Source organism: Saccharopolyspora sp. NPDC002686, from assembly GCF_040295745.1.
Lineage (GTDB): Bacteria > Actinomycetota > Actinomycetes > Mycobacteriales > Pseudonocardiaceae > Saccharopolyspora > Saccharopolyspora oryzae.
In genome coordinates this window covers 1-20,677 of record NZ_JBEOVY010000108.1, presented here as the reverse complement: position 1 = coordinate 20,677, position 20,677 = coordinate 1, and the positions used below count along the sequence as shown (strand labels likewise).

19 protein-coding genes, 1 tRNA gene and 1 pseudogene are annotated in these 20,677 nt (G+C 69.5%); 8 read left to right on the top strand and 13 right to left on the bottom strand.

Features of this window, described 5'->3' with window-relative positions; translation table 11 throughout:
- Positions 1-147 precede the first annotated feature (147 nt).
- Positions 148-1,104 (top strand): annotated as a pseudogene (locus ABTZ89_RS16560) (RNA polymerase sigma factor); the annotation flags it as partial.
- 4 nt (positions 1,105-1,108) lie between these two features.
- Here ABTZ89_RS16560 and ABTZ89_RS16555 read toward each other — a convergent pair.
- Positions 1,109-1,537, bottom strand: a complete 429-nt coding sequence (locus ABTZ89_RS16555; RefSeq protein ID WP_351045337.1) for a MarR family winged helix-turn-helix transcriptional regulator — start codon at positions 1,535-1,537, stop codon at positions 1,109-1,111.
- A gap of 58 nt (positions 1,538-1,595) precedes the next feature.
- Between ABTZ89_RS16555 and ABTZ89_RS16550 the strand changes: the two genes are divergently transcribed.
- The 4 genes from ABTZ89_RS16550 (at position 1,596) to ABTZ89_RS16535 (ending at position 4,079) form a co-directional block, all read left to right on the top strand.
- Positions 1,596-1,919, top strand: coding sequence for an antibiotic biosynthesis monooxygenase family protein (locus ABTZ89_RS16550; RefSeq protein ID WP_351045336.1), 324 nt, complete (start codon positions 1,596-1,598; stop codon positions 1,917-1,919).
- 77 nt (positions 1,920-1,996) lie between these two features.
- Positions 1,997-2,659, top strand: a complete 663-nt coding sequence (locus ABTZ89_RS16545; protein ID WP_351045333.1) for a nitroreductase — start codon at positions 1,997-1,999, stop codon at positions 2,657-2,659.
- Positions 2,660-2,826: 167 nt separating this feature from the next.
- Positions 2,827-3,486, top strand: a complete 660-nt coding sequence (locus ABTZ89_RS16540; protein WP_351045330.1) for a TetR/AcrR family transcriptional regulator C-terminal domain-containing protein — start codon at positions 2,827-2,829, stop codon at positions 3,484-3,486.
- The gene (locus ABTZ89_RS16535) at positions 3,483-4,079 is read left to right on the top strand and encodes a GNAT family N-acetyltransferase (RefSeq protein WP_351045327.1); all 597 of its coding nucleotides are present in this window, start codon (positions 3,483-3,485) and stop codon (positions 4,077-4,079) included. Before ABTZ89_RS16540 ends, ABTZ89_RS16535 begins: the two co-directional genes overlap by 4 nt.
- A gap of 58 nt (positions 4,080-4,137) precedes the next feature.
- Here the strand turns inward: ABTZ89_RS16535 and ABTZ89_RS16530 are convergent, their stop codons facing one another.
- From ABTZ89_RS16530 to ABTZ89_RS16520, 3 genes are read right to left on the bottom strand one after another with little or no spacing between them, the layout of a single operon-like run.
- Positions 4,138-4,332, bottom strand: coding sequence for a DUF397 domain-containing protein (locus tag ABTZ89_RS16530; RefSeq protein ID WP_351045324.1), 195 nt, complete (start codon positions 4,330-4,332; stop codon positions 4,138-4,140).
- 21 nt (positions 4,333-4,353) lie between these two features.
- Entirely contained in the window at positions 4,354-4,470 is a 117-nt protein-coding gene (locus tag ABTZ89_RS16525; RefSeq protein ID WP_270949403.1) for a Scr1 family TA system antitoxin-like transcriptional regulator, read from the bottom strand.
- Positions 4,434-4,760: a hypothetical protein gene (locus ABTZ89_RS16520; RefSeq protein ID WP_351045346.1), complete on the bottom strand. Its 327-nt coding sequence runs from the start codon at positions 4,758-4,760 to the stop codon at positions 4,434-4,436. Before ABTZ89_RS16520 ends, ABTZ89_RS16525 begins: the two co-directional genes overlap by 37 nt.
- Here ABTZ89_RS16520 and ABTZ89_RS16515 point away from each other — a divergent pair.
- Positions 4,714-4,920, top strand: a complete 207-nt coding sequence (locus ABTZ89_RS16515; RefSeq protein WP_270949405.1) for a hypothetical protein — start codon at positions 4,714-4,716, stop codon at positions 4,918-4,920. The two genes, ABTZ89_RS16520 and ABTZ89_RS16515, sit on opposite strands and share 47 nt — an antisense overlap.
- Positions 4,921-5,131: 211 nt before the next feature.
- Here ABTZ89_RS16515 and ABTZ89_RS16510 read toward each other — a convergent pair whose 3' ends face one another.
- The 7 genes from ABTZ89_RS16510 to ABTZ89_RS16480 all read right to left on the bottom strand — a co-directional run bounded on the left by ABTZ89_RS16510 (position 5,132) and on the right by ABTZ89_RS16480 (position 18,390).
- Positions 5,132-5,773, bottom strand: coding sequence for a DUF8010 domain-containing protein (locus ABTZ89_RS16510; protein ID WP_270949406.1), 642 nt, complete (start codon positions 5,771-5,773; stop codon positions 5,132-5,134).
- Positions 5,766-6,197, bottom strand: coding sequence for an acyl-CoA thioesterase (locus ABTZ89_RS16505; RefSeq protein ID WP_351045320.1), 432 nt, complete (start codon positions 6,195-6,197; stop codon positions 5,766-5,768). Before ABTZ89_RS16505 ends, ABTZ89_RS16510 begins: the two co-directional genes overlap by 8 nt.
- Before the next feature lie 59 nt (positions 6,198-6,256).
- Complete coding sequence (locus ABTZ89_RS16500) at positions 6,257-11,227, bottom strand: NAD-glutamate dehydrogenase (protein WP_351045317.1); 4,971 nt, start codon at positions 11,225-11,227, stop codon at positions 6,257-6,259.
- A gap of 140 nt (positions 11,228-11,367) precedes the next feature.
- Complete coding sequence (locus ABTZ89_RS16495; protein ID WP_351045314.1) at positions 11,368-13,893, bottom strand: hypothetical protein; 2,526 nt, start codon at positions 13,891-13,893, stop codon at positions 11,368-11,370.
- 108 nt (positions 13,894-14,001) lie between these two features.
- Entirely contained in the window at positions 14,002-15,678 is a 1,677-nt protein-coding gene (gene ettA, locus ABTZ89_RS16490; protein WP_270950509.1) for an energy-dependent translational throttle protein EttA, read from the bottom strand.
- A gap of 131 nt (positions 15,679-15,809) precedes the next feature.
- Positions 15,810-16,205 (bottom strand): single-stranded DNA-binding protein, encoded by a 396-nt coding sequence (gene ssb, locus ABTZ89_RS16485; protein WP_351045310.1) that lies wholly within the window; start codon positions 16,203-16,205, stop codon positions 15,810-15,812.
- A 157-nt stretch (positions 16,206-16,362) separates the two neighbouring features.
- On the bottom strand, positions 16,363-18,390 hold the full coding sequence (locus tag ABTZ89_RS16480) for a bifunctional copper resistance protein CopD/cytochrome c oxidase assembly protein (protein ID WP_502949556.1): 2,028 nt from the start codon (positions 18,388-18,390) through the stop codon (positions 16,363-16,365).
- Positions 18,391-18,484: 94 nt separating this feature from the next.
- Here ABTZ89_RS16480 and ABTZ89_RS16475 point away from each other — a divergent pair, with 94 nt between their 5' ends.
- Together ABTZ89_RS16475 and ABTZ89_RS16470 are read left to right on the top strand one after the other, a co-directional pair.
- On the top strand, positions 18,485-19,051 hold the full coding sequence (locus ABTZ89_RS16475; RefSeq protein ID WP_351045307.1) for a DUF3558 family protein: 567 nt from the start codon (positions 18,485-18,487) through the stop codon (positions 19,049-19,051).
- Between the two features lie 143 nt (positions 19,052-19,194).
- Positions 19,195-19,268 (top strand) — tRNA-Arg (locus tag ABTZ89_RS16470).
- A 72-nt stretch (positions 19,269-19,340) separates the two neighbouring features.
- Here the strand turns inward: ABTZ89_RS16470 and ABTZ89_RS16465 are convergent.
- Positions 19,341-20,486 carry a site-specific integrase gene (locus tag ABTZ89_RS16465; protein ID WP_351045304.1) on the bottom strand — a complete coding sequence of 382 codons (1,146 nt, stop codon included), beginning with the start codon at positions 20,484-20,486 and terminating at the stop codon, positions 19,341-19,343.
- Positions 20,486-20,668 (bottom strand): helix-turn-helix transcriptional regulator, encoded by a 183-nt coding sequence (locus ABTZ89_RS16460; protein WP_351045340.1) that lies wholly within the window; start codon positions 20,666-20,668, stop codon positions 20,486-20,488. The genes ABTZ89_RS16465 and ABTZ89_RS16460 overlap by 1 nt, the downstream gene beginning before the upstream one ends.
- Between the last annotated feature and the right edge of the window lie 9 nt (positions 20,669-20,677).

The following is a 20,677-nucleotide window of genomic DNA, read 5'->3' as shown; positions in this document are numbered from 1 at the left end:
CCGGGCACCGCAGCCAAAAACCCGGCGGCCGCGTGGGCGGGCCCCCCCCCCCCGGCGAAAGCGGCGGCGCCCCCCCCGGCGCGCTGTCCCCCACCCCCCCCCCCCCGCCCCCCCGCCGCCCGCCCCCGCCCGGGGCCGCCCCACGGCGCCGTCGACGAGCTGTGGGATCCGGACCGGATCGACGACGACGTGCTGGCGCTGATGTACACCGCCTGCCACCCGGTGCTGTCGCCGGAGGCGAGGGTCGCGCTGACGCTGCGGGTGGTCGGCGGCCTGACCAGCGACCAGATCGCCAAGGCGTTCCTGGTCCCGACCGCCACCGCGCAAGCCCGGATCACCCGGGCGAAGAAGGCCCTCGCGGCAGCCCAGGTGCCGTTCGCCGTGCCCTCGGCGGCGGAGCGCTCCGAGCGGCTCGGTTCGGTGCTCAGCGCGATCTACGTGATCTTCACCGAAGGATCCTCGGCCAGCTCCGGCGCGGACCTGATCCGGATCGACCTCGCCGCCGAAGCCCAGCGCCTCGCGAGGGTGCTGAGCCGTCTGGTGCCAGAAGAACCCGAGGTCCACGGCTTGCTGGCGCTGCTGGAGCTGACCGCGGCGCGCTTCCCCGCCCGCACCGGCCCCGACGGCGAACCGGTGCTGCTGGAGCACCAGGACCGGCGCCGCTGGGACCACGCCGCGATCCGCCGGGGACGAGCCGCCCTGGCCCGAGCCACCGCAGTCGGCCGAGGTCTGGGCGCCTACGGCTTGCAGGCCGCCATCGCCGAATGCCACGCCGTGGCGGCGTCGGTCGACGAGACGGACTGGGAGCGGATCGTGCTCCTCTACGAAGCGCTCGGCCGACTCGCCCCGTCACCCGTGGTCGACCTCAACCGGGCGGTCGCGGTCTGCATGGCCCACGGCCCGGCAGCAGCACTGCCGATCGTGGACGAGTTGGCCGCCGGCAAAGCCCTGCCGAACCACCAGCTCCCCGGCGTCCGGGCCGAACTGCTCATCCGCCTCGGCGACACCGATCAAGCCCGCACCGAACTGCGACGAGCCATCCAGCTGTGCGCCAACGACCGCGAACGAACGGTCCTCGAACGCAAACTCGCCGACCTGGGCTAACCGCTCAGCCCAGGCTCGCGACGCAGGTGGACAGCAGCGCGGCCAGCCGGCGCACGTCATCGGGCGCGAGATCTGCGGTCATGCGGTCCTCGACGGCGAGCACGATGCTGTCGGCCTCGCCGAGCAACGCGCGTCCCCGGTCGGTGAGGCTCACCGGTCGAGCCCGGCCGGACGTGGGCTGATCCGAGACGCTGGCCAAACCAGCCGCTCGGAGTCCGTTCAGCACGTCGCGCAGGGACTGGCGCGTGACGAAGGTGCGGCGGGCGAGCTCAGCGGCGGGCGCCCCCGGCGCGTCGGCCAGTGCGCGCAGCACCGCGTACTGGGACATCGACAGGCCAAGCGGGCGGAGGCGTTCCTCGCACGAGCGGTGGAACGACTGCTGCGCCTGCTTGATCAGGTACCCGACCCGCTCACGCACGTCCTCTTGACTCATGTCAGGAACCTTACACATAATTCCCCGATGTAAGGAACCTGACAAAGAGGAGTCCGCCATGACCACCATCTCGACCGACGCCCCGATCGCCACCTTGATCAATGTGTTCACCGTCCAGCCGGACCGCCAGCGAGCCCTGGCAGACCTGCTGGCGCACGCCACCGAGGAAGTCATGCAGCACCTGCCCGGCTTCATCTCCGCCAACATCCACGCCAGCACGGACGGGACCAAGGTCGTCAACTACGCCCAGTGGAGGTCGGCCGAGGACTTCCACGCCATGCTCGGCAACCCGACCGCCCGGACCCACATGCAGCAGGCCGCAGAACTGGCGGACCACTACGAACCACACCTGCACGCAGTGGAATCCGTGCACCACCGCTGAAAGTGCTGGTCACCTTTTCCCGTCGCCAGCGGTCAACACCGATGAGACCGCAACACGGCTGACGCGAAAGGAAACCGATGAACGTCTACGAAGCAGTAGCGAGCCGCCGCGCGGTGCGCCGGTTCAGCGACGAGCCAGTGCCCGCGGAAGCGCTCGAACGCGTGCTCACCGCAGCTCAGCGGGCCCCCTCAGGTGGGAACCTCCAGCCGTGGCACTGCTACGTGCTGACGGGGTCATCGCTGGCGGAGCTGAAGAAACGCACCGCTGAGCGCTTGGCTGCCGGCGACCCCGGCGACCCGCGCGAGTTCGAGATGTACCCGCCAGCACTGGGATCTCCGTACCACGAGCGCCGAGCGGCGGCCGCCGAACGTCGTTACGCCGCACTCGGGGTCGCACGCGAGGACGAGCGGGGACGCCGGGAAGCCGTCGCCGCCAACTGGGACTGCTTCGGCGCACCGGCCGCCCTGTTCTGCTACGTCCCAAGGGATTTCGGCTCGGCCCAATGGGTCGACATCGGTCTCTACCTGCAAACGCTCATGCTGCTGCTCCGCGCCGAGGGCCTGCACAGCTGCCCGCAGATGGCGTGGTCGGTGTACCGGAGAACCGTCGCAGAGGTCGTGTCCCCGCCCGACGACCTCGTGCTGTTCTGCGGGGTGTCGATCGGCCACGAGGACACGACGACCGAGCCCGTCCGCACCACCCGCGCACCCCTCGCCGAAACCACCACGTTCCTGGACTGATTCCGCCGCCCTGCAAAACTCCGTACTTAATACACTGTACGTGGTACGGTGAATCTGGGATTCGGGAGCAGCGGAGGTGCACCATCGGAAGCGATCGGGAACTGCCTGCGGTCATCGCGCGGATGTGGGGACGGGAACCCACCTCTCGGCGGGGGCCTCGGCGTGGCTTGAGCCTCGACCAGATCACCGCCGCCGCTATCGAGATCGCGGACGCCGAGGGGCTGGCCGGGGTGCGGATGAGCAGCGTTGCCGCGCGACTCGACGTGTCGACGATGGCCTTGTACGGCTACGTCGGCGGCAAGGACGACCTGCTGACCGCGATGGCCGACGCGGCCACGCCGGAACCTCCCGAACCCGGCGGCGTGCCGTGGCGCGAGTACCTCACCACTTGGACCCGCGCCAACCACGACGTCCTCACCAACCACTCCTGGCTGCTCAGCAGCTCACCGACCATCCCGCCGACCGGGCCTCGCGCGCTGCGCTGGCTGGACCGGGTGCTCACCGCGCTGGACGGCACCGGACTGGACGCCGGCGAGGGCATCAACATCGCCACCACCTTGTCCGGCTACGCCCGGAGCAGCGCCGCCCTCGCCCTCGGCCTGCGCGGCCCGGTCGACGAAGCAGCATCGCCCGGGCCCGCCGGCTACGCGGAAACCCTCGCCGAAGTCCTCGATGACCGAGGGCATCCAGCGCTGTTCGCGGCCGTCCACGCGGGCGCTTTCGGTCAGGCGGAGCAGTGGGTCGACGACGCCGACTTCACCTTCGGGCTGGACCTCCTGCTGGACGGCATCCAGGCGCTCATCACCCGACGCGAGCGGGGAAGATGATGACGATCGACGTCAAACCGGCCGCTGAACTGGGTGAGAGCTACCGGCGGCGCATCGCCGAGGTCTTCGTCGACGGCTTCGGCCCAGACTTCGCCTTCTTCTCCAAGGATCCGCGCACGCTCACCGCCGCCTTCGCGCACACGTTGGTGCTCGACCTCTTCCACGTCGCCCTGGTCGACGGTGAGCCCGCGGCGATCGCCGCCTGCACCAACGGACGGCAGCGATCGGTCCGGTGCAACCCGGCGGAACTGCGCGAACATCTGGGGCTGTTCAAGGGAACCGCCGCGACTGTCACCTTCCAGCGCATGTTCCGGGAGGCCTTCCCCGAGCCGCGGAACGGGGTCGCTTCGATCGAGTTCGTCGCGGCTGCTTCGGAGTTCCGCGGCCGAGGGATCGCGAAAGCCCTGCTGGAGCACATCCTCGCGCTGCCGCAGTACCGCGAATACCTGCTGGAGGAGGTCTCCGACATCAACGAACCCGCCCTGCGGCTGTACGAGAAGCTCGGCTTCCGCGAGTACAAGCGCCGGAAGGTCCACCACACCCGCTGGAGCGGGATCAACCACTACGTCTCCCTGCGCCTCACCCAGAACTGAGCGCAGTTCCGCGAGAACCGCTGAAACCACCTGCGAGCAAGCGAACCAGAAGCGTCAGTCACCGGTCGTAGGAACCGGACTTGGCCGCGGCGAGGAAGTCCCGCCACCGCGCCTCCGTCACGACCAGAACACCACCAGCCCGATCCTTGGTGTCCCGAACACCGGTCCGACCAACCCCCACAGCCACCTCGACGCAGTTGCCGTTGCCACCGCTGTAGCTGCTCTTGCGCCATCGGGCCTGCGTGGGTAACACCGGTGAGCTCCCTGGATACGGCTACGTCTCCCGCACCACCTCAGTCAGCAGCTTCGCGGAGTCACGCGGATCCAGCGCAGTTGCTCTGAGGTGGTCGAAGTTCAGCGTATACCGCTCGATTTCCTGCGATTCCTCCAAATAGAGGCTTCCAGTGGCAGCCGGTTTCCGGCGGACGGCACGCCTTCGACATGGCTGCGTGACGAGCCGGTTCGGGGCTGATCGTCAACGCCCTGTGCGGGGTCGAGGTCAGCAGCGACGAGCTGCAGCAGATCGCCCCGGAAGTCGACTGGATACGCGAGAAGACGTGCATGGAGTGCTGGGAAGTCCTCAAATTCCGCCAGCAGTGACGGCAGATCCGCACCAGCAGTGAAGGGGTTCACCATGTTCTGGCTCCAGTTCTCCACGCTCGCGCTGATCAACGTGTTCATCTACGCGGCGGTCTTCTTCCGGTTACCGCGAGCACGTCACAGCGGAGGTGGCGAAGGCGACTACACCGTCTGGCAACTGATCTCGCAGGTAGAAGCAGAAAAGCAAGCAGGGCAAGAAGATTCCGGCAGAGGTCGACATCGCCTGCGCGAACCGACCTAGCCCCTGAAGCCGGATCGGTGCGGTGATTCCCCGACCCCGCACCGGTCCCCCCGGTGGTCGGGCGTGTCCCCTCCCTCGCGCCCGGCCACCCCGGTAAGCGCAGCTCGGTGCCGCTCCCCCGGCCGCCACCGAGCTGTCCAGGTCGGGTTGGTGCGCCTTCTCCCCGCGCACCAACCCGATCCTGCATGCACGACCTTCGAGCGGTCGCGCGTCAGATCAGGAGGGGGAGCAACGCGTGGCGGCGGCGGACTACCGCGCCGTAGCGGGAGTCGAGGCGGAGCCAGGCGTCCGTGGCGCTGACCCGGACGATCTCGGATTCCGGGGGTTTGGCGACAAGGAAGCCCATGCCGGAGAGGACGAACAGGCAGCGGAGGGGGACCTTCACCTCGAAGCCCGAGCCGGAGACCGTGAAGACCTCCTGGTCCAGCAGCGACGCCGGTGGTGTCCCCTTCGGACCGACGTTGTCCTTGGCCACGTCGATGCCGCGCTCGGCGACCTCGCCGACGAGCTTGGCCGGGAGGTCGTCCACCCGCTGCCAGCCCGTGGACGGGGGCAGCTCCGAGCGCCACAGCAGGTCGCGGGGCGGGCCCGGGTCCATCACCGGGCCGCCCGCGACCGTCAGGGTCGCCAGCAGTTCGTTGCCGGAGACCGTCAGGTCCGCCGGATCCACTTCCGCCGCAACGGATCTCGTGCACAGGGCGTCGAACGGCGTTGCCGCCCAGACGTCCACCCGGCCGGTGTCCGCGCGGTTGCGCAGGCGCACCAGGGCCTGGCCGTCCAGGCGGACCGCTCGGGCCACGAACGCGCCCAGGTCCTCGCGCTCGACCGCATCGGGCATTCGCAGTTCAGGCACGGTGGGACTCCGACTTCGCCGGCTCGAGCTGCCACTCCGCGAGGAAATCGCGTTCCTCCGCGGTCAGCCGCCGCGGACGCCCGGCCTGCAGGTCGTAGGGCACCATCAGGGTTTCCGCGGTCGCCACCGCTTCCTGCGCGTAAGCCGTGTAGTCCATGATGAACGACGCCGCCTTCAGGTCGCGCACCGACATCTGGACCTGCAGCGACTTCGACGCGTAGACCAGCGGGCTGTGGTAGTCGATCACGACCCGCGCGACCACCATGCCCTCCGCCATGCCGAGCAGCCCCTGCCGCTCGGCCTCGGTGAACAGCAGATCGGCGCGCGCCTCCTCCAGCAGCGTGATCGTCCGGGCGTGGTTGACGTGCCCGAACGCGTCCATGTCGGACCAGCGCAGGGCAACCTCTGCTACGAACGCGCCCACTGGGGAGCTCCCTTCCTGCCGTTCGGGTGGCTCGCGGTCGCCCGCGAGCCACCCGGCACTCACCGGACCATGCTGCGCAGCTGACGCGCGGCCACCGACAGCGTGGCCAGGTCGAGCCGACCGGAGCTCACGATCTGCTCGAGCGAGGAGTTGGCCCGAGCCAGTCGCGACTCGTTGGCCGACTCCCAGTGAGCGATCTTCTGCTCCGCGTCGTCGCCCGGGTCGCTGGTCCGCAGGACGTCGATGGTGATCGCGCGCAGCGTTGCGTAGAGATCATCCCGCAACGCCAACCGGGCCAGCGAGTGCCACCGGTTCCCGCGCTCCAACTCGTTGACGGCCAGCAGCATCCGCTCGACGTCGAGGTGCTCGGCGAGCTCGTAGTACAGGTCCGCGCTCTCCCGCGGACTGCGCTCGGCGCTTACCCCGGCATCGCGCTCGGCCAGCTCGGCGACCTCGCGGATGTCCAGCAGCGCGAAGGAATCCAGCAGCGTGCCGACCCGCTCGGCCAGCTCCTCCGGAACCCCGGCCGCCGTCCAGCGCTCGATCTGCTCGTTGGCGCCCTCGGCCGCACGACCGCGCAGCAGCCCGCGGACCGCGCCGGACAGCTCCGCGACCACCGGCTTGAAGCGGGCGATCTCGGCGCCGATGGCCAGCGGCTGCGGCCGGTTGTTCAGCATCCAGCGCGCCGCCCGGTCCAGCAGGCGACGGCTCTCCAGCACCAGCTCGTCGGCCACCGAACTCGGCACCGAACGGCCCATCCGGTCGATCTGCTCCCACAGCGAGTGCAGGTCGTAGACGCTGGTGACCACCGCGAACGCGCGCACCGCGTCGGTGGTGGAGGCGCTGAGCTCCTCGGCCAAGCGGTAGGCGAAGGACACCCCGCCACCGTCGACCATCTCGTTGACCAGCAAGGTCGTGATGATCTCGCGGCGCAGCGGGTGCGAGGCGATCGCGTCGCCGTAGCGCTCCTGCAGCGGCTTCGGGAAGTACTCCGGCAGCCGGCTGCTGAACGCCTCGGTGTCCGGCAGGCCGCTGGCCAGCACGTCCCGCTTCAGCGACAGCTTGACGTGCGCCATCAGCGTCGCGAGCTCGGGCGAGCTGAGGCCTTCGCCGTTCTTCTCCCGCTCGCGGAACTCCTTGACCGTGGGCAGCGCCTCCAGCTTGCGGTCCAGGCCGGTGTTCTTCTCCAGCGCCGTGACCTGGCGGGCGTGCACCGACACCATCGGACCGGCGTGCGAGCGGGAAATGCCCAGCACCGCGTTCTGCCGGTGGTTGTCGGCCAGCACCAGCTCGCCGACCTCGTCGGTCATGTCGGCCAGCAGCTCGTTGCGCTGCTCACCGGTCAGCTTCCCGTCGGCCACCAGGTGGTCCAGCAGGATCTTGATGTTGACCTCGTGGTCGGAGCAGTCCACCCCGGCCGAGTTGTCCAGCGCGTCGGTGTTGACCTTGCCGCCCGCGCGGGCGAACTCGATGCGGCCCAGCTGGGTCAGACCCAGGTTGCCGCCCTCGCCGACGACCTGGACCCGCAGGTCCGCGCCGTTGACGCGGACCGCGTCGTTGGCCTTGTCGCCGACCTCGGCGTGCGTCTCGCTCGCCGCCTTGACGTAGGTGCCGATGCCGCCGTTCCACAGCAGGTCGGCCGGGGCCTGCAGGATCTTCTTGATCAGCTCGGCCGGGGCCAGCTGACGCACCGACTCGTCGATGCCCAGCGCCTGCCGGATCTGCGGGTTCAGCGGGATCGACTTCAGCGAGCGCGACCACACGCCACCACCGGCGCTGATCTTGCTGCGGTCGTAGTCGTCCCAGGTCGACCGCGGCAGCTCGAACAGGCGGCGGCGCTCCGCGAAGGAGACCTCGGCGTTCGGGTCCGGGTCGATGAACACGTGCATGTGGTTGAACGCGGCGACCAGCCGGATGTGCTCGGACAGCAGCATGCCGTTGCCGAACACGTCACCGGCCATGTCGCCGATGCCGACCACGGTGAAGTCCTGGGTCTGGGTGTCCACGTCCAGCTCGCGGAAGTGGCGCTTGACGCTCTCCCACGCACCCTTGGCGGTGATGCCCATCGCCTTGTGGTCGTAGCCGACCGAACCGCCCGAGGCGAACGCGTCGCCCAGCCAGAAGCCGTAGGACTTGGCCACGTCGTTGGCGATGTCGGAGAAGGTCGCGGTGCCCTTGTCCGCGGCCACCACCAGGTAGCTGTCGTCGCCGTCGTGGCGGACCACGTCGCTCGGCGGGGCGACCTCGCCGCCGACCAGGTTGTCGGTCAGGTCCAGCAGCCCGGAGATGAACATCCGGTAGCAGGCGATGCCCTCGTCCAGGGTCGCCTTGCGGTCCGCGGCCGGGTCACCGGTGGCCACCGGCGGCCGCTTGACCACGAACCCGCCCTTCGCGCCGACCGGCACGATCACCGCGTTCTTCACCGCCTGCGCCTTGACCAGGCCCAGGATCTCGGTGCGGAAGTCCTCCCGGCGGTCCGACCAGCGCAGACCACCGCGGGCGACCGAGCCGTAGCGCAGGTGCACGCCCTCCACCCACGGCGAGTACACGAAGATCTCGAACTGCGGCCGCGGCTCGGGCAGGCCCGGGATCTCCTTGGGCTCCAGCTTGAACGCCAGGTACGGGCGCTCCCGGTCCGGGTCGGCCGAGAAGTAGTTGGTGCGCAGGGTCGCCCGGATCAGGCTGAGGTAGTTGCGCAGGATCTTGTCCGCGTCGAGGCTGGTGACCTCGTCGATCAGCTTGGTGACCTCTTCCACCAGGTCCGCTTCGCGGGACTCGCGGTCCTCGCCGTCCAGCGCCGGGTCGAAGCGGGCCTCGAACAGCCGGACCAGCGTGGTCGTGGTGGTGCGGTGCGCCAGGATCGCGTCCTCGATGTAGTCCTGGCTGTAGGCGATGCCGACCTGCCGCAGGTACTTCGCGTAGGCCCGCAGCACCGAGGCCTGCCGCCAGGTCAGCCCGGCCTGCAGCACCAGCGCGTTGAACCGGTCGACCTCGGCAGCACCGAGCCAGGACGCGCGGAAGGCGTCCTCGAACCGCTCGCGGAGCGTGTCCAGCGTCCGCGCGTCCACCGCGCTCAGCAGCTCGGCGTCGAGCCGCAGACCGAAGTCGTAGATCCAGTACTGCTGGTCGGCGCCGTCGATCGAGATCTCGTACGGACGCTCGTCGACGACCTCGACGCCCATGCTCTGCAGCACCGGCAGCACGCGGGACAGGGTGACCCGGCCGCCGACGTAGATCTTGAACCGGCGCTGCCCGCCGCTGGAGTCGCGCGGCGCGTAGAACGACATCTTCAGGTCGTTCGGACCGGTCAGGGCCTCCAGTCGCCGCAGGTCAGCAAGGCCCTCGGCGGCGGTGAAGTCCTCTTTGTAGGCCTCCGGGAAGCTGGCCGCGTAGCGCTGCCCGAGCTGGCTCATGGCCTCGGAGAGGCTGCGCGCCACGTGCCCGTCGCCGCGGCCGCCGGACTGCTCGGCGTCGACCTCCTCCACCATGCGGTCGTCCCAGGTGTGGATGGCCTCGTCCAGGCGCCGCTGGATGCGCGCCAGGTCCGGCTCGACCTGGTTCTCCGGGTCGGTGTGCACCACGAAGGCGACCCGCGCCAGGGCGGACTCGCCGACCCGGGTGCTGTACTCCAGGCTGGTGCCGCCCAGCTCGGCCAGCAGGACCTCCTGCATGGCCAGCCGCGAGCTCGTCGTGTAGCGGTCGCGCGGCAGGTAGACCAGGACCGAGAAGAAGCGGCCGTAGGGGTCGCGGCGCAGGAACGGCTTGAGCTTGCGGCGCTCGGCCAGCGCCAGCACACCGGTGATGGTGTCCTGCAGCGTGTCCGGGTCCGTGGAGAACAGCTCGGCGCGCGGGTAGTTCTGGATCTCCTCCAGCATCCGCTGACCGGAGTAGGACTCCAGCGGGAACCCTGCGCGGTGGATGACGTCGTGCACCCGGCGCTCGATGAACGGGATGTCCAGCACGTTCTCGTGCAGCGCCGTGGTGGTGAACAGGCCGAGGAAGCGGTGCTCGCCGGTGACCTTGCCCGACTCGTCGAACGTCTTGACACCGACGTAGAACGGGTGCACCGGACGGTGCACAGTGGACGGTTCGCTGGCCTGGGTCAGCACCAGCAGCTCCGTCGACAGCGCGCTGGCGCGGCCGTCCGGCCAGGTGGCGAGGCTGCGGGCCGCGACGCTGTCGCCGCGCAGCACGCCGAGGCCGGAGGCCAGCACGGCCTGCAGCGCTGGGTCGGAGCCGTTGTCGTCGACCAGCTCGTAGTGCCGGTAGCCGAGGAAGGTGAAGTGGCCGTCGGCCAGCCAGCGCAGCAGACCGGCACCGTCGTGGACGTCGGCGTCGGACAGCGGCGGCGGGTTCTGCTCCAGCTCGTCGGCCAGCGCGCGGGCCGCGGCGTGCATCCGCTCGGTGTCCTCGACGACCTCGCGCACGTCGTTGAGCACGTCGGTCAGGTCCTGCTTGATGGCTTCCAGGCGTTCCTCGTCGGTGATCCGACCGACCTCGACGAACATCCAGCTCTCGGACATCGCGTCCGCGGGCGGCGCGGCCGGGTCGGCCCCGGGCAGCACGTCCTGCAGCTCACCGGCGACGTCGCGGCGGACCGCGAGGATCGGGTGGATGATGCGCTGCACCTCGGCGCCGTCGCGGCCGAGTTCGGCGATCACCGAGTCGACGAGGTACGGGGAGTCGTCGGTGACGATCTGCACCACGGTGGCCTGGCTCTGCCAGCCGTCGGCGGCCCGGTCCGGGTTGAAGATCTGCACCAACGGGCGGCCGGCGACTCGCGAGGCGGCCAGCCGGTGGTGCGACCGGAGCGCCCCGATCAGGTCGGTGGGCTCGTCGTCGACGAGCTCCTCCGCCGGGACGTGCCGGTAGTAGGCGCGCAGCAGCTCAGCCAGCTCCGGCGCGCTCTCCGCTGCTCGGTCGAGCAGGCGGCTCTTGACGATTTCGGGGTTCTCGGTTCGATCCCCAGCCGAGTCTTCCCCATCGGTCTGCGGTCGTCCGGTCTTCAACTGTCCGGGATTCGAGGTCATCTTCAGGCAGCTCCACGCTTGACGGCACCTCTTTGTGCCCACAGGTTCCACCATAAGACTGCCAGTTCCGGCGACGGCCGGAGGGCGGCGCCGAGGTCTTGCGCGTGAAAAGCCGCACAATGATCGATGACCTGGACGTTTCAGAGCAGCGGATCTACCGCCGCAGCGTCGATTCCAGGCCTCCGGTGCCTGGCCGCCGCACCGGTTCCGCGATCGTCCGATGTGGACGCCAGGGCGGTGCGGGAAAGCTGGGAACGCTCGGTGATACCGGCCACACGTGCTTCGCTGTGCCGCCCGGTGCGGGCCGTCTCGGCCTCCTCCTGACCGCGGCGACCGGTCTCGTAGGCCAGCAGCGCCTCGGTGAGCAGCTCGGCCAAGCCGATCTTCTCGGCTGGTCCCGGATCGGCCGCGGGCTCCGGCGACGGCTCCGCGACCTGGAGGTTCGGCCAGGTCTCCTCGCTCGGAGCTTCCTCCTCCGGTGGCTCCTGGGACTCGGTGGGGAGCTCCGGCCGGGGGGCCTCAGCGGCTCGGTCCGGCTGGCGGTGCCGTGCGACCGCCGCTGGGGGCGGGGCTGGCTCCTCCGCAGCAGCGGCGGGCTCCTCGACGGCTGGGGTTGGTGCCTCCGCGACCGGGGCGGGCTCCTCCGGCTCGGCGTGGCGAGCTCGGCGGCGACCACCGCGGGGCTGCTCGGGCAGCTGGAGGCTCGCCCTGATCTCGGCCAACGACCGGCCTCGCGAACGTCGGCCGCCGGCCTCGCTCCGGTCCCGGTCCGCGTCGTCGGCGGTTTCGCTCGCGACAGCCTCGCCGCGCTGGTGGTCCTCGTCGGGAGCTTCGACGACGACCGGCTCCGGAGCGCCGTGCCTGGGCACGACCGTTTCCGCAGGTTGCCGGTCGTCGGGTTCCGGCTCGATCACCGGCAGGATCGTCGTGGCGTCGGCGGGTTCCGGCTCGATCGCGGGCAGGATCGTCGTGGCGTCGGCGGCGGGCCGGTCCGCGCCGAACGAGGGCCATGCGTCCAGGATGGCCGCGGCTTGGGACGGATCCAGCGCGAACGCGCTGTCCAGCGGCGACGCTGCTTCGTCGGGCTGCTCGAGCGACGGCTCCGGGACGAACGACGTCTCGGGGAACGCGTCCTCAGCGCTGGCCGACCGCTCCCAGGGGTCCGCGGGCCACCAATCGGACTTCCCGAAGCTCTCACCAGCGGATTCGTGAACCGTGTCGTCCGCTGTGGCAGGTGGGTGCTCGTCGGTCGGCTGGTGCGCGCGGGTCTTCAAGTCCTCGAGCAGCGCGGAGTCGAGCACCACGGTCGGCTCGTCGGGTGCCTGCGATTCGCTCGCCTCCTGCCGGAGGCGGCGCTCTTCGCGCAGCTCAGCGGCCCGGCTGGTGAGCGAGTCCATCAACCGGCGAGCCACGTCCGCCGCATCGTCGGACTCCGGCCGGGGCCGCGGCAGCTCCGGCTCCGCGTCGTCCAGCATCAAGTCCTCGACCGGCTCGGATTCGGCCGGTTCGACCTCAACAGCTTGAACTTCAGCCCCAAGAGACTCATGGGGCTCCGCGTCGAGCATCGGCTCGTCCGGCTCGGCCTCCGGGAACTGGATCTCCGGTTCCTCGTTCCCGACCTGCCGAACAGGCGGAACGACGTCCAGGCCGGGTTCTGTCATCGCCGAGTGCCCCCGCGACTGGCGGGGCACGTCGACAGCCTCGGTGAGCACCGGGTACTCGGCGAGCAGCCGCATCCGCGCGTGGTGCACCGCAGCACGCCACCGCCGATCAGCCGCGTACGCGCCGCGCAGGGCGCGCAGCGCTTCGGCGAGCTCCGTCCCCTGTTCGTGCACCTGGGACAGGGTGTTGAGGGATTCGGCGAGCAGACCATCGAGCTTGTGCCGCTCGGAGATGGCCGCCGTGTCGCTGAGCACCCGCAACGCCGCCGCGTGGTCACCGTTGGGCAGGTGCACCCGCGTGGCCAGCGCCAGCCCCAACCAGCCGACCGGTCCCGCCGCCGCAGCGCGCACCGGCTCGGCCAGGACACGTTCGGCGGCCCGGACGGCCTCGGCGCGATGACCGAGCTCCAGCAGCGACTGGACCCGTTCCAGCACCAGCCGGGTCCGGATCTCTCCGCTGTCGGCCGCCGGATCACCGAGCTGACCGAGCAGCTCCAAACCCGCGTCGGCGACCTCCGTCGCCTCGGCGAACTCACCGATCCGCCGGTGGTGACCGGCACGAGCCGCGCAGACGCGGGCCTTGAGCAGCCGAGCGGTGTCCCGGTTGCCCTCCCCCGCTCCGTACAGCCGCTCGGCCTCGTCGAGGGCTTCGGTCCGAGCGCCGTCCTGCTGGTGCACCGGCATCGAGGCAGCCGACGCCAGCAGTGCGTGCGCCCGCAGCGACGGTTCGATCCGCTCCTGCCCCAGCACGGGACGCAGGATCCGAGCTGCGACCTCCGGACTGCCCGCGGCGCACGCGCACCACGCCAACTCGACGCGCAGCTCGGCCGTCACCTCGGCGTCGCCCGCGGCTTCCGCATCGCGGACCGCGGCGAGGGCCCGGCCGGTGGCCGGGACACCTCGCCCCAACCGGTTCGAGGCGAACAGGGCGAGCGCTTCCGCGCGCAGCCGCGCCGCCAGGTCACCGGAGTGCCTGGCGAGCGCGCCAGCGCGATCACTGAGCACCAACGCGAGCTCGGGGACCCTCCACCGCATCTGGTGCGCGGGTTCGAGGAGTCCTTGCGCCGAACTGGAATCAGGTGAACCGGACACGCTCGCCAAGGCGCCTCCGTTTCAGCCCCGGGTCAGTTTGCGGTGCGTCACTCGGTGCGGACGAGCCGCTTCCGCGCCCATCCTATCGATCTTGTTCTGCTCGTAGCCCTCGAAGTTGCCCTCGAACCAGAACCACTTCGCCGGGTTCTCGTCGTCGCCCTCCCACGCGAGGATGTGCGTGGCGACGCGGTCCAGGAACCACCGGTCGTGGGAGATGACCACGGCGCAGCCGGGGAACTGCTCGAGCGCGTTCTCCAGCGAGCTCAGGGTCTCCACGTCGAGGTCGTTGGTCGGCTCGTCCAGCAGGATCAGGTTGCCGCCCCGCTTGAGCGTCAACGCGAGGTTCAGCCGGTTGCGCTCACCACCGGAGAGCACCCCAGCCGGCTTCTGCTGGTCCGGGCCCTTGAAGCCGAACGCGCTCACGTACGCGCGCGACGGCATCTCGACCTGGCCGACCTGGATGTAGTCCAGCCCGTCGGAGACGACCTGCCACACGTTCTTCTCCGGGTCGATGTTCGCCCGGTTCTGGTCCACGTAGGACAGTTTGACGGTGTCGCCGACCTTGACCGTGCCGGAGTCCGGCTCCTCCAGGCCCACGATGGTCTTGAACAACGTCGTCTTGCCGACACCGTTCGGACCGATGACGCCCACGATGCCGTTGCGCGGCAAGGTGAACGACAGGTCGTCGATGAGCAGGTTGTCGCCGAAGCCCTTCTTGAGGTTCTCCACCTCGACCACGACGTTGCCCATCCGCGGGCCCGGCGGGATCTGGATCTCCTCGAAGTCGAGCTTGCGGGTCTTCTCCGCCTCGGCGGCCATCTCCTCGTAGCGGTTCAGACGGGACCGCGACTTGGTCTGGCGGGCCTTGGCGTTGGAGCGGACCCAGTCCAGCTCGTCCTTCAGGCGCTTCTGCAGCTTGGCGTCCCGCTTGCCCTGGACCGCCAGGCGCTCGGCCTTCTTCTCCAGGTAGGTCGAGTAGTTGCCCTCGTACGGGAAGGTCCGACCGCGGTCCAGCTCGAGGATCCAGCCCGCGACGTTGTCCAGGAAGTACCGGTCGTGGGTCACGGCGAGCACAGCGCCCGGGTAGTTGGCCAGGTACTGCTCCAGCCACAGCACGCTCTCAGCGTCCAGGTGGTTGGTCGGCTCGTCCAGCAGCAGCAGGTCCGGCTTGCTCAGCAGCAGCTTGCACAGGGCGACCCGGCGCCGCTCACCACCGGAGAGGTTCTTGACCTCGGCGTCCGGCGGCGGGCACCGCAGCGCGTCCATGGCCTGCTCCAGCTGGGAGTCCAGTTCCCACGCGTCGGCGTGGTCCAGGTCCTCCTGGAGCTTGCCCATCTCCTCCATCAGCTCGTCGGAGTAGTCGGTCGCGAGCTGCTCGGCGATCTCGTTGAAGCGGTTGAGCTTCACCTTGATCTCGCCGACGCCCTCCTCGACGTTGCCGAGGACCGTCTTCTCCTCGTTGAGCGGAGGCTCCTGCTGCATGATGCCGACCGTGTAGCCGGGCGACAGGAACGCTTCGCCGTTGTTCGGCTGGTCGAGTCCCGCCATGATGCGCAGCACGGTCGACTTGCCAGCGCCGTTCGGCCCGACGACGCCGATCTTGGCGCCCGGGTAGAACTGGATCGTCGCGTTGTCGAGGATGACCTTGTCACCATGCGACTTGCGCACGTTTTTCATGGTGTAAATGAACTCGGCCATACCCGAATCGTAGTTGCGCCCCGTGTCGGCCCGCGCACGCGGTCCCCCAGCGTCCGGCGGCCGATCTCCGCACCCGCGGCACCGGCTGCCACCACCTCCTCCCGATCGGTGTTCGTCGCAGTTCGCGAAGGTCAGCCGGGTGGCGGAGCGCCGACGGGTTCCAGCGCCCGCACCTCGGCCCGGGGTGGTGGAGTTGCGCGTGCGAGGTCCAGTCCAACCGCACTCGCCTCCACTTCGACGGCGGTGCGCCACTGCCCGCCCGACTCGTAGTCGCGGGTGCGCAACCGACCGGTGATCACCACCGGATCACCCTTGGACAGCCCGCCGGCCACACCTTCGGCGAGGCGCTTCCAACAGCTCACCGTGGCGAGGACGCGATCACCGTCCACCCACTGGCCGGTGCTCGGGTCGAGCCGGCGCGAGTTCGCCGCCACCCGGAAGTTGACCAGCTTGCTCCCGCCCGCGGTCTCGCGGACGACCGGTTCGGTGATGACGTAGCCGACCACGGTCACCTGGGTCTCGTACATGTCCGTCGCGCTCCTCTCCGCGCAGCGCTCGACGAGCGCTGCCACCTCGGGAAATTTCGCGGCCGATCTCCGGCTCGCCACCCAAGGTTGCCGGAGGATCACCACTCAGCGCGACTGATTTGGAACTCTCCGTGCGGATTCCGGCCGATCGGCCAGGTCACCTGCTCCGCTGGTCGTCCTTGTCGGCCAGTCGCTTCAGCATTTCGTTGTACGCCACCAGATCCGCGTCGCCGTCCGCATCGGCCTTCCGGTCGATCCGGCGAGCCGTTCGGCCATCCGCCCGCGACCACTGGATCAGCAGCGCGAGCATCACCACCACCAGCGGGACCTCGCCGGACGCCCACGCCAGGCCGCCGCCGAGCCGCTGGTCGGCGAGCAGGTCGGTGAGCCACGGCAGGTCGAGGCCGCGGTAGAAGTCGCCGCCGATCACGTTCGTGGACATCATCAGCGCGATGCCGAAGAAGGCGTGGAACGGCATGGACGCGAAGACCAGCCCGACCTTGCCCATCGGCGGCAGCTTGCGCGGCGCCGGGTCGATGCCGATCACCGGCCAGTAGAAGACGTAGCCGACCAGCAGGAAGTGCGCGTTCATCGCCAGGTGCGCCCAGTGCTGCGTCAGCGCCACGTCGAACAGGCCGCTGAAGTACAGCGCGTAGAAGGAACCGACGAACAGCACCAGGGCGACGATCGGGTTGGTCAGCACCCGCGTGATCGGCGAGTGCACGAACGCCAGCAGCCACTCCCGCGGTCCGGGCGGCTGCTCCTTGCCGGCGGGCTTGAAGACGCGCAGCGCCAGCGACGTCGGACCGGCCATCACCAGGAACACCGGGGCCAGCATGGACAGCAGCATGTGCTGGCCCATGTGCACGCTGAACACCGCGGGCGCGTACTTGCCGATGCCCGAAGAGGTGGCCACCAGCACCGTGGCGCAGCCGAGCAGCCACACGACGGTCCGCCCGACCGGCCAGCGGTCGCCGCGCTGCCGCAACCGGCGCACACCCAGCAGGTACAGGGCCGCCATGGCCAGCGCGAGCGTGCCGAAGACCAGGTCGAACCGCCAGTCGAACATCAACCGGAACGCGGTCGGCGGCGAGTCCAGCGGGTAGCCGATCAGCAGCTCGGTCCGGTTCGGGACGGTCGCGAGGCCGTCCGGCGGCGGGGTGCGCCCGAGCGCGACGGCGACGCCGACCGTGGCGAACATGACCAGCGCCTCGACCGCACCGAGGCGCAGCAGCGCGGCCACGCCGGCGCTCTCCTCGATGCGCTGCACGGCACTGCGCCGCTGGAAGTACCCGAACACGCCGAGCACCACGAGGCAGACGGTCTTGACGATCACCAGAAGCCCGTAAGTGCTGGTGAACAGCTGCTCAGGAGTCATCCGCACGAACGCGTTGATCACGCCGGACAGCGCCAGCGCCACCCAGCAGATCAGCGCGATCAGCGAGTACCGCCTCGCGACCAGCGGCAGGTGCGCACCGCGGCGGGCGGCGTGCGCCAGCAGCGCCACCAGGCCGCCCACCCACAGCGCCGCGCCGAAGAGGTGGAACAGCAGGCTGTTGGTGGCGATGTCGTGCGCGCCGCCGCTGGCGGAGTGACCGGTGGCGATCACCGGGAACAAGGCCAACAAGCTCAGGCCGAAGGCGACGACAGTCCAGCCCCACGACAGCACGATCCGGCAGCACAGCACGACCACGAACGCGATCACCGCGGTGAGCAGCCACGCCTGGGCCTGCTCCAATGCGTCCACCAGGCCGAACAGGACCTCGGTGTTGAGCACGTCGCCCACCGGGCGCCCGGTGGCGTCCGCGGCGATGAACGGCACCATCAGGACCGCACCCACGCACCACACGGCGGCGGCCCAGCCGGCGGTGCGGACCGCGGCGTAGCCGTCAGCGGCCAGTGCTCCCGAACGCTTGGCCGGGATGGCGAAGGCGGCGAACAGCAGTGCGCCGATGCACACGACCGCGCCGGACTCGGCGATCACGCGGACCACCGGCAACCCGTACTGCGTGATCGGGCCCGGATCCGGCAGCCCCAGCAGCTCGTAGGACGCCCCGGCGGACAGCGTGGTCAGCGCAGCGGCGACGAGGGCTGCGAGCACAGCAGCGGTGACGATCAGCACGCCCACGGAGCTGGACGTGCTGCGCCGTTCCGGTTGTTTTTCCTGCGCGGTCTCGGATGGCACAAACCGAGCGTAGCCGTCGATTTGAATCATTCAGCTTGCAGGGAGGCCGGGTCAGCAGGTGATCTCCGCCCCCGGTCACCGCTACGGTTGCGGGGTGACCGCTGTCCGTCGCCGTGCGCTCGTGGTGCCGATGTTGCTCCTGTGCGCGACCACCGCATGCACCCCGCCGGTTCCAGGCGAACCGGTGCCCGCCGCCGGGTTCCGCGACGAGCAGCAGACCTCGACCGCCGTTCAGCGGAGCGAGTCGCCCACTCCACGTGACGGCGCCGAGATCGACCCGTGCAGCCTCTTGGCGCCCGAAGACCTGGCGGCGCTCGGCGGCCCGGTCGGACAACCGCACCCGGACCAGCCGGTTCCGGGCGCGTGCACGCACCAGCTGACCAGCGGCCCGGACAACACCGCCGGCGCGGGGTTCTACGACCCGGTGCCGGTGGTCGCCCAGCACCAGCCGCGCGGTGTGGCGGTGGAGGTCGAGGGCCGCTCGGCCTGGTTGTACTGCGAGCTGATCGACGCCCACCAGACCTGCACGGCGGCCACCGAGCTCGGACCGGACCGCTCCCTGCTGACCATGCTGTCCCTCCGGGACGCCTCCGCCGCGGACACCACCGACCACCTGTTCGGTCTCACCACCGCGGCCCTGCACAAGCTGCCCCCTGCCTGACCAGCGGCAACGCCCACCGTTACGGTTCCAGCTGTCGATCAGCTTGCCGTTAGGTACCGGGTCGGCAACGGTGCAGCGCCGATGCCACGGGGACGGCCACGTGCCGCTACCCTGCATGCTTGCAGCTCAGCGGAGTTGCGCGAGCCCCCATAGCTCAGCTGGATAGAGCAAAGGACTTCTAATCCTTAGGTCGCAGGTTCGAGTCCTGCTGGGGGCGCAAAAGCCCTGGTAAACGAAATGGGGGTTGATCTCGTTCAAGATCAACCCCCACTTTACCCCCACAATTGCGTCAGGCGCTTCGCTCCAGCTTCCCGAGCGCCTTCGCCGCCGAGCTGCCTGTCGACTTGCGGTTCATGTACACGTCCTGGGTCATGCTGACCTTCTCGTGACCGAGGTAGTCAGCGATCTCCCGCGCGGTGAGTCCGGCCGCGTCGAGCACGGTGGCGACCAGGTGCCGGAAGGCATGCGGGTGCAGACCCTCCCACTCCGTTTCCGCCACAGCCTCGCGAAGATCAGCCCGCGTGTTGTCCGGATCACGCAGCGTGCCCCGCGTCGACGGGTAGACCCATTTGCAGTCCGATTCCGCTGCACGGCGCTTCAGCTGGTCCATGTACCACTGTGGAGGCTCTACGGTCCGCATTCCGGCTGAGGACTTGGTGTGCTCCTGCACGAACAAACCGACACCCTTCTCCCGGATGACGGTGCCCTCGATCGCGATCGTTCCCGCCTCGAAGTCGACCTTGGTCCAGTCGAAGGCCAGGAGTTCACCGATCCGACATCCAAGCGCCGCGAGACCGTCCACAAGGTCCGGCAGGTCCCGGCGACATGCCTTCTCATCGTTACTCAGCTTCGCCTGCAGCTGCGGCAACTCGTCGGGCTCCAGAGTCATCTTCTCCTTCTTGGCCTTCTTGCTGGCCTTCGGAAGAACAACCTCCCGAACCGGGTTGGTCTCGATCGCGTCGTGCCGAACGAAGACGCCCATGATTCCGCCCAGCACCACCTTGGCGTGCTTCGCGCTGCCAGGACCCGAGGACTGGTGCACTGCCCGTAGAACCCGGGTTGCCAAGGACACCGTGATCTCGAAACCGGCAAGGCTGCCAACTGCGGGCTGAACATCCCGAACCCAGCTTTCCCGATAGGTGCGCTTGGTTCGCATGGCCTTGTCTGACTCGTCCAACTCGTCAAGCCACTTCACCGCAACGACATCGACCTTCGTGGTTGCGGTGATCTCCTCCCCCGCCACCGCGCGTGACCGGTCACGCAGTGCCTGCGTCAGGATCTCCTTAGCATTCGCCTTGCTTCTGCCAACGCGCTCGACATGACGAACTTTGCCGTCGTAGTCGCGGTACTTGGTTCGAGCCTGCCACTTCTTCGGCCCGAGCTGGTAGTAGCGAATCTCGCCGTACGTGCCCAGAGCCAGCCGGGGACGTGCCATCAGGCCACCCCCTCTGCCTGCGCCTCGAACCATCGCTCGACGTCGTCGGGCTTGAACCGGACGTACTTGCCGATCTTGCGACCGACCGGACCGTAGCCACGGCTACGCCACTGGTAGAGCGTGCCGACCGGAACGCCGAGGTAGGCCGATACGTCGTCGATTCCCCACAGGTTGCGGATCATGGTCAGTCC

Bases quoted from the DNA above. Each gene is read 5' to 3' on its own strand.
- ABTZ89_RS16465 (WP_351045304.1), bottom strand. From the start codon at position 20,486: ATGGCACGTCCCCGGCTGGCTCTGGGCACGTACGGCGAGATTCGCTAC.
- ABTZ89_RS16535 (WP_351045327.1), top strand. From the start codon at position 3,483: ATGATGACGATCGACGTCAAACCGGCCGCTGAACTGGGTGAGAGCTAC.
- ettA (WP_270950509.1), bottom strand. From the start codon at position 15,678: ATGGCCGAGTTCATTTACACCATGAAAAACGTGCGCAAGTCGCATGGT.
- ABTZ89_RS16515 (WP_270949405.1), top strand. From the start codon at position 4,714: ATGTTCTGGCTCCAGTTCTCCACGCTCGCGCTGATCAACGTGTTCATC.
- ABTZ89_RS16460 (WP_351045340.1), bottom strand. From the start codon at position 20,668: ATGATCCGCAACCTGTGGGGAATCGACGACGTATCGGCCTACCTCGGC.
- ABTZ89_RS16545 (WP_351045333.1), top strand. From the start codon at position 1,997: ATGAACGTCTACGAAGCAGTAGCGAGCCGCCGCGCGGTGCGCCGGTTC.
- ssb (WP_351045310.1), bottom strand. From the start codon at position 16,205: ATGTACGAGACCCAGGTGACCGTGGTCGGCTACGTCATCACCGAACCG.
- ABTZ89_RS16550 (WP_351045336.1), top strand. From the start codon at position 1,596: ATGACCACCATCTCGACCGACGCCCCGATCGCCACCTTGATCAATGTG.
- ABTZ89_RS16555 (WP_351045337.1), bottom strand. From the start codon at position 1,537: ATGAGTCAAGAGGACGTGCGTGAGCGGGTCGGGTACCTGATCAAGCAG.
- ABTZ89_RS16520 (WP_351045346.1), bottom strand. From the start codon at position 4,760: ATGAACACGTTGATCAGCGCGAGCGTGGAGAACTGGAGCCAGAACATG.
- ABTZ89_RS16500 (WP_351045317.1), bottom strand. From the start codon at position 11,227: ATGACCTCGAATCCCGGACAGTTGAAGACCGGACGACCGCAGACCGAT.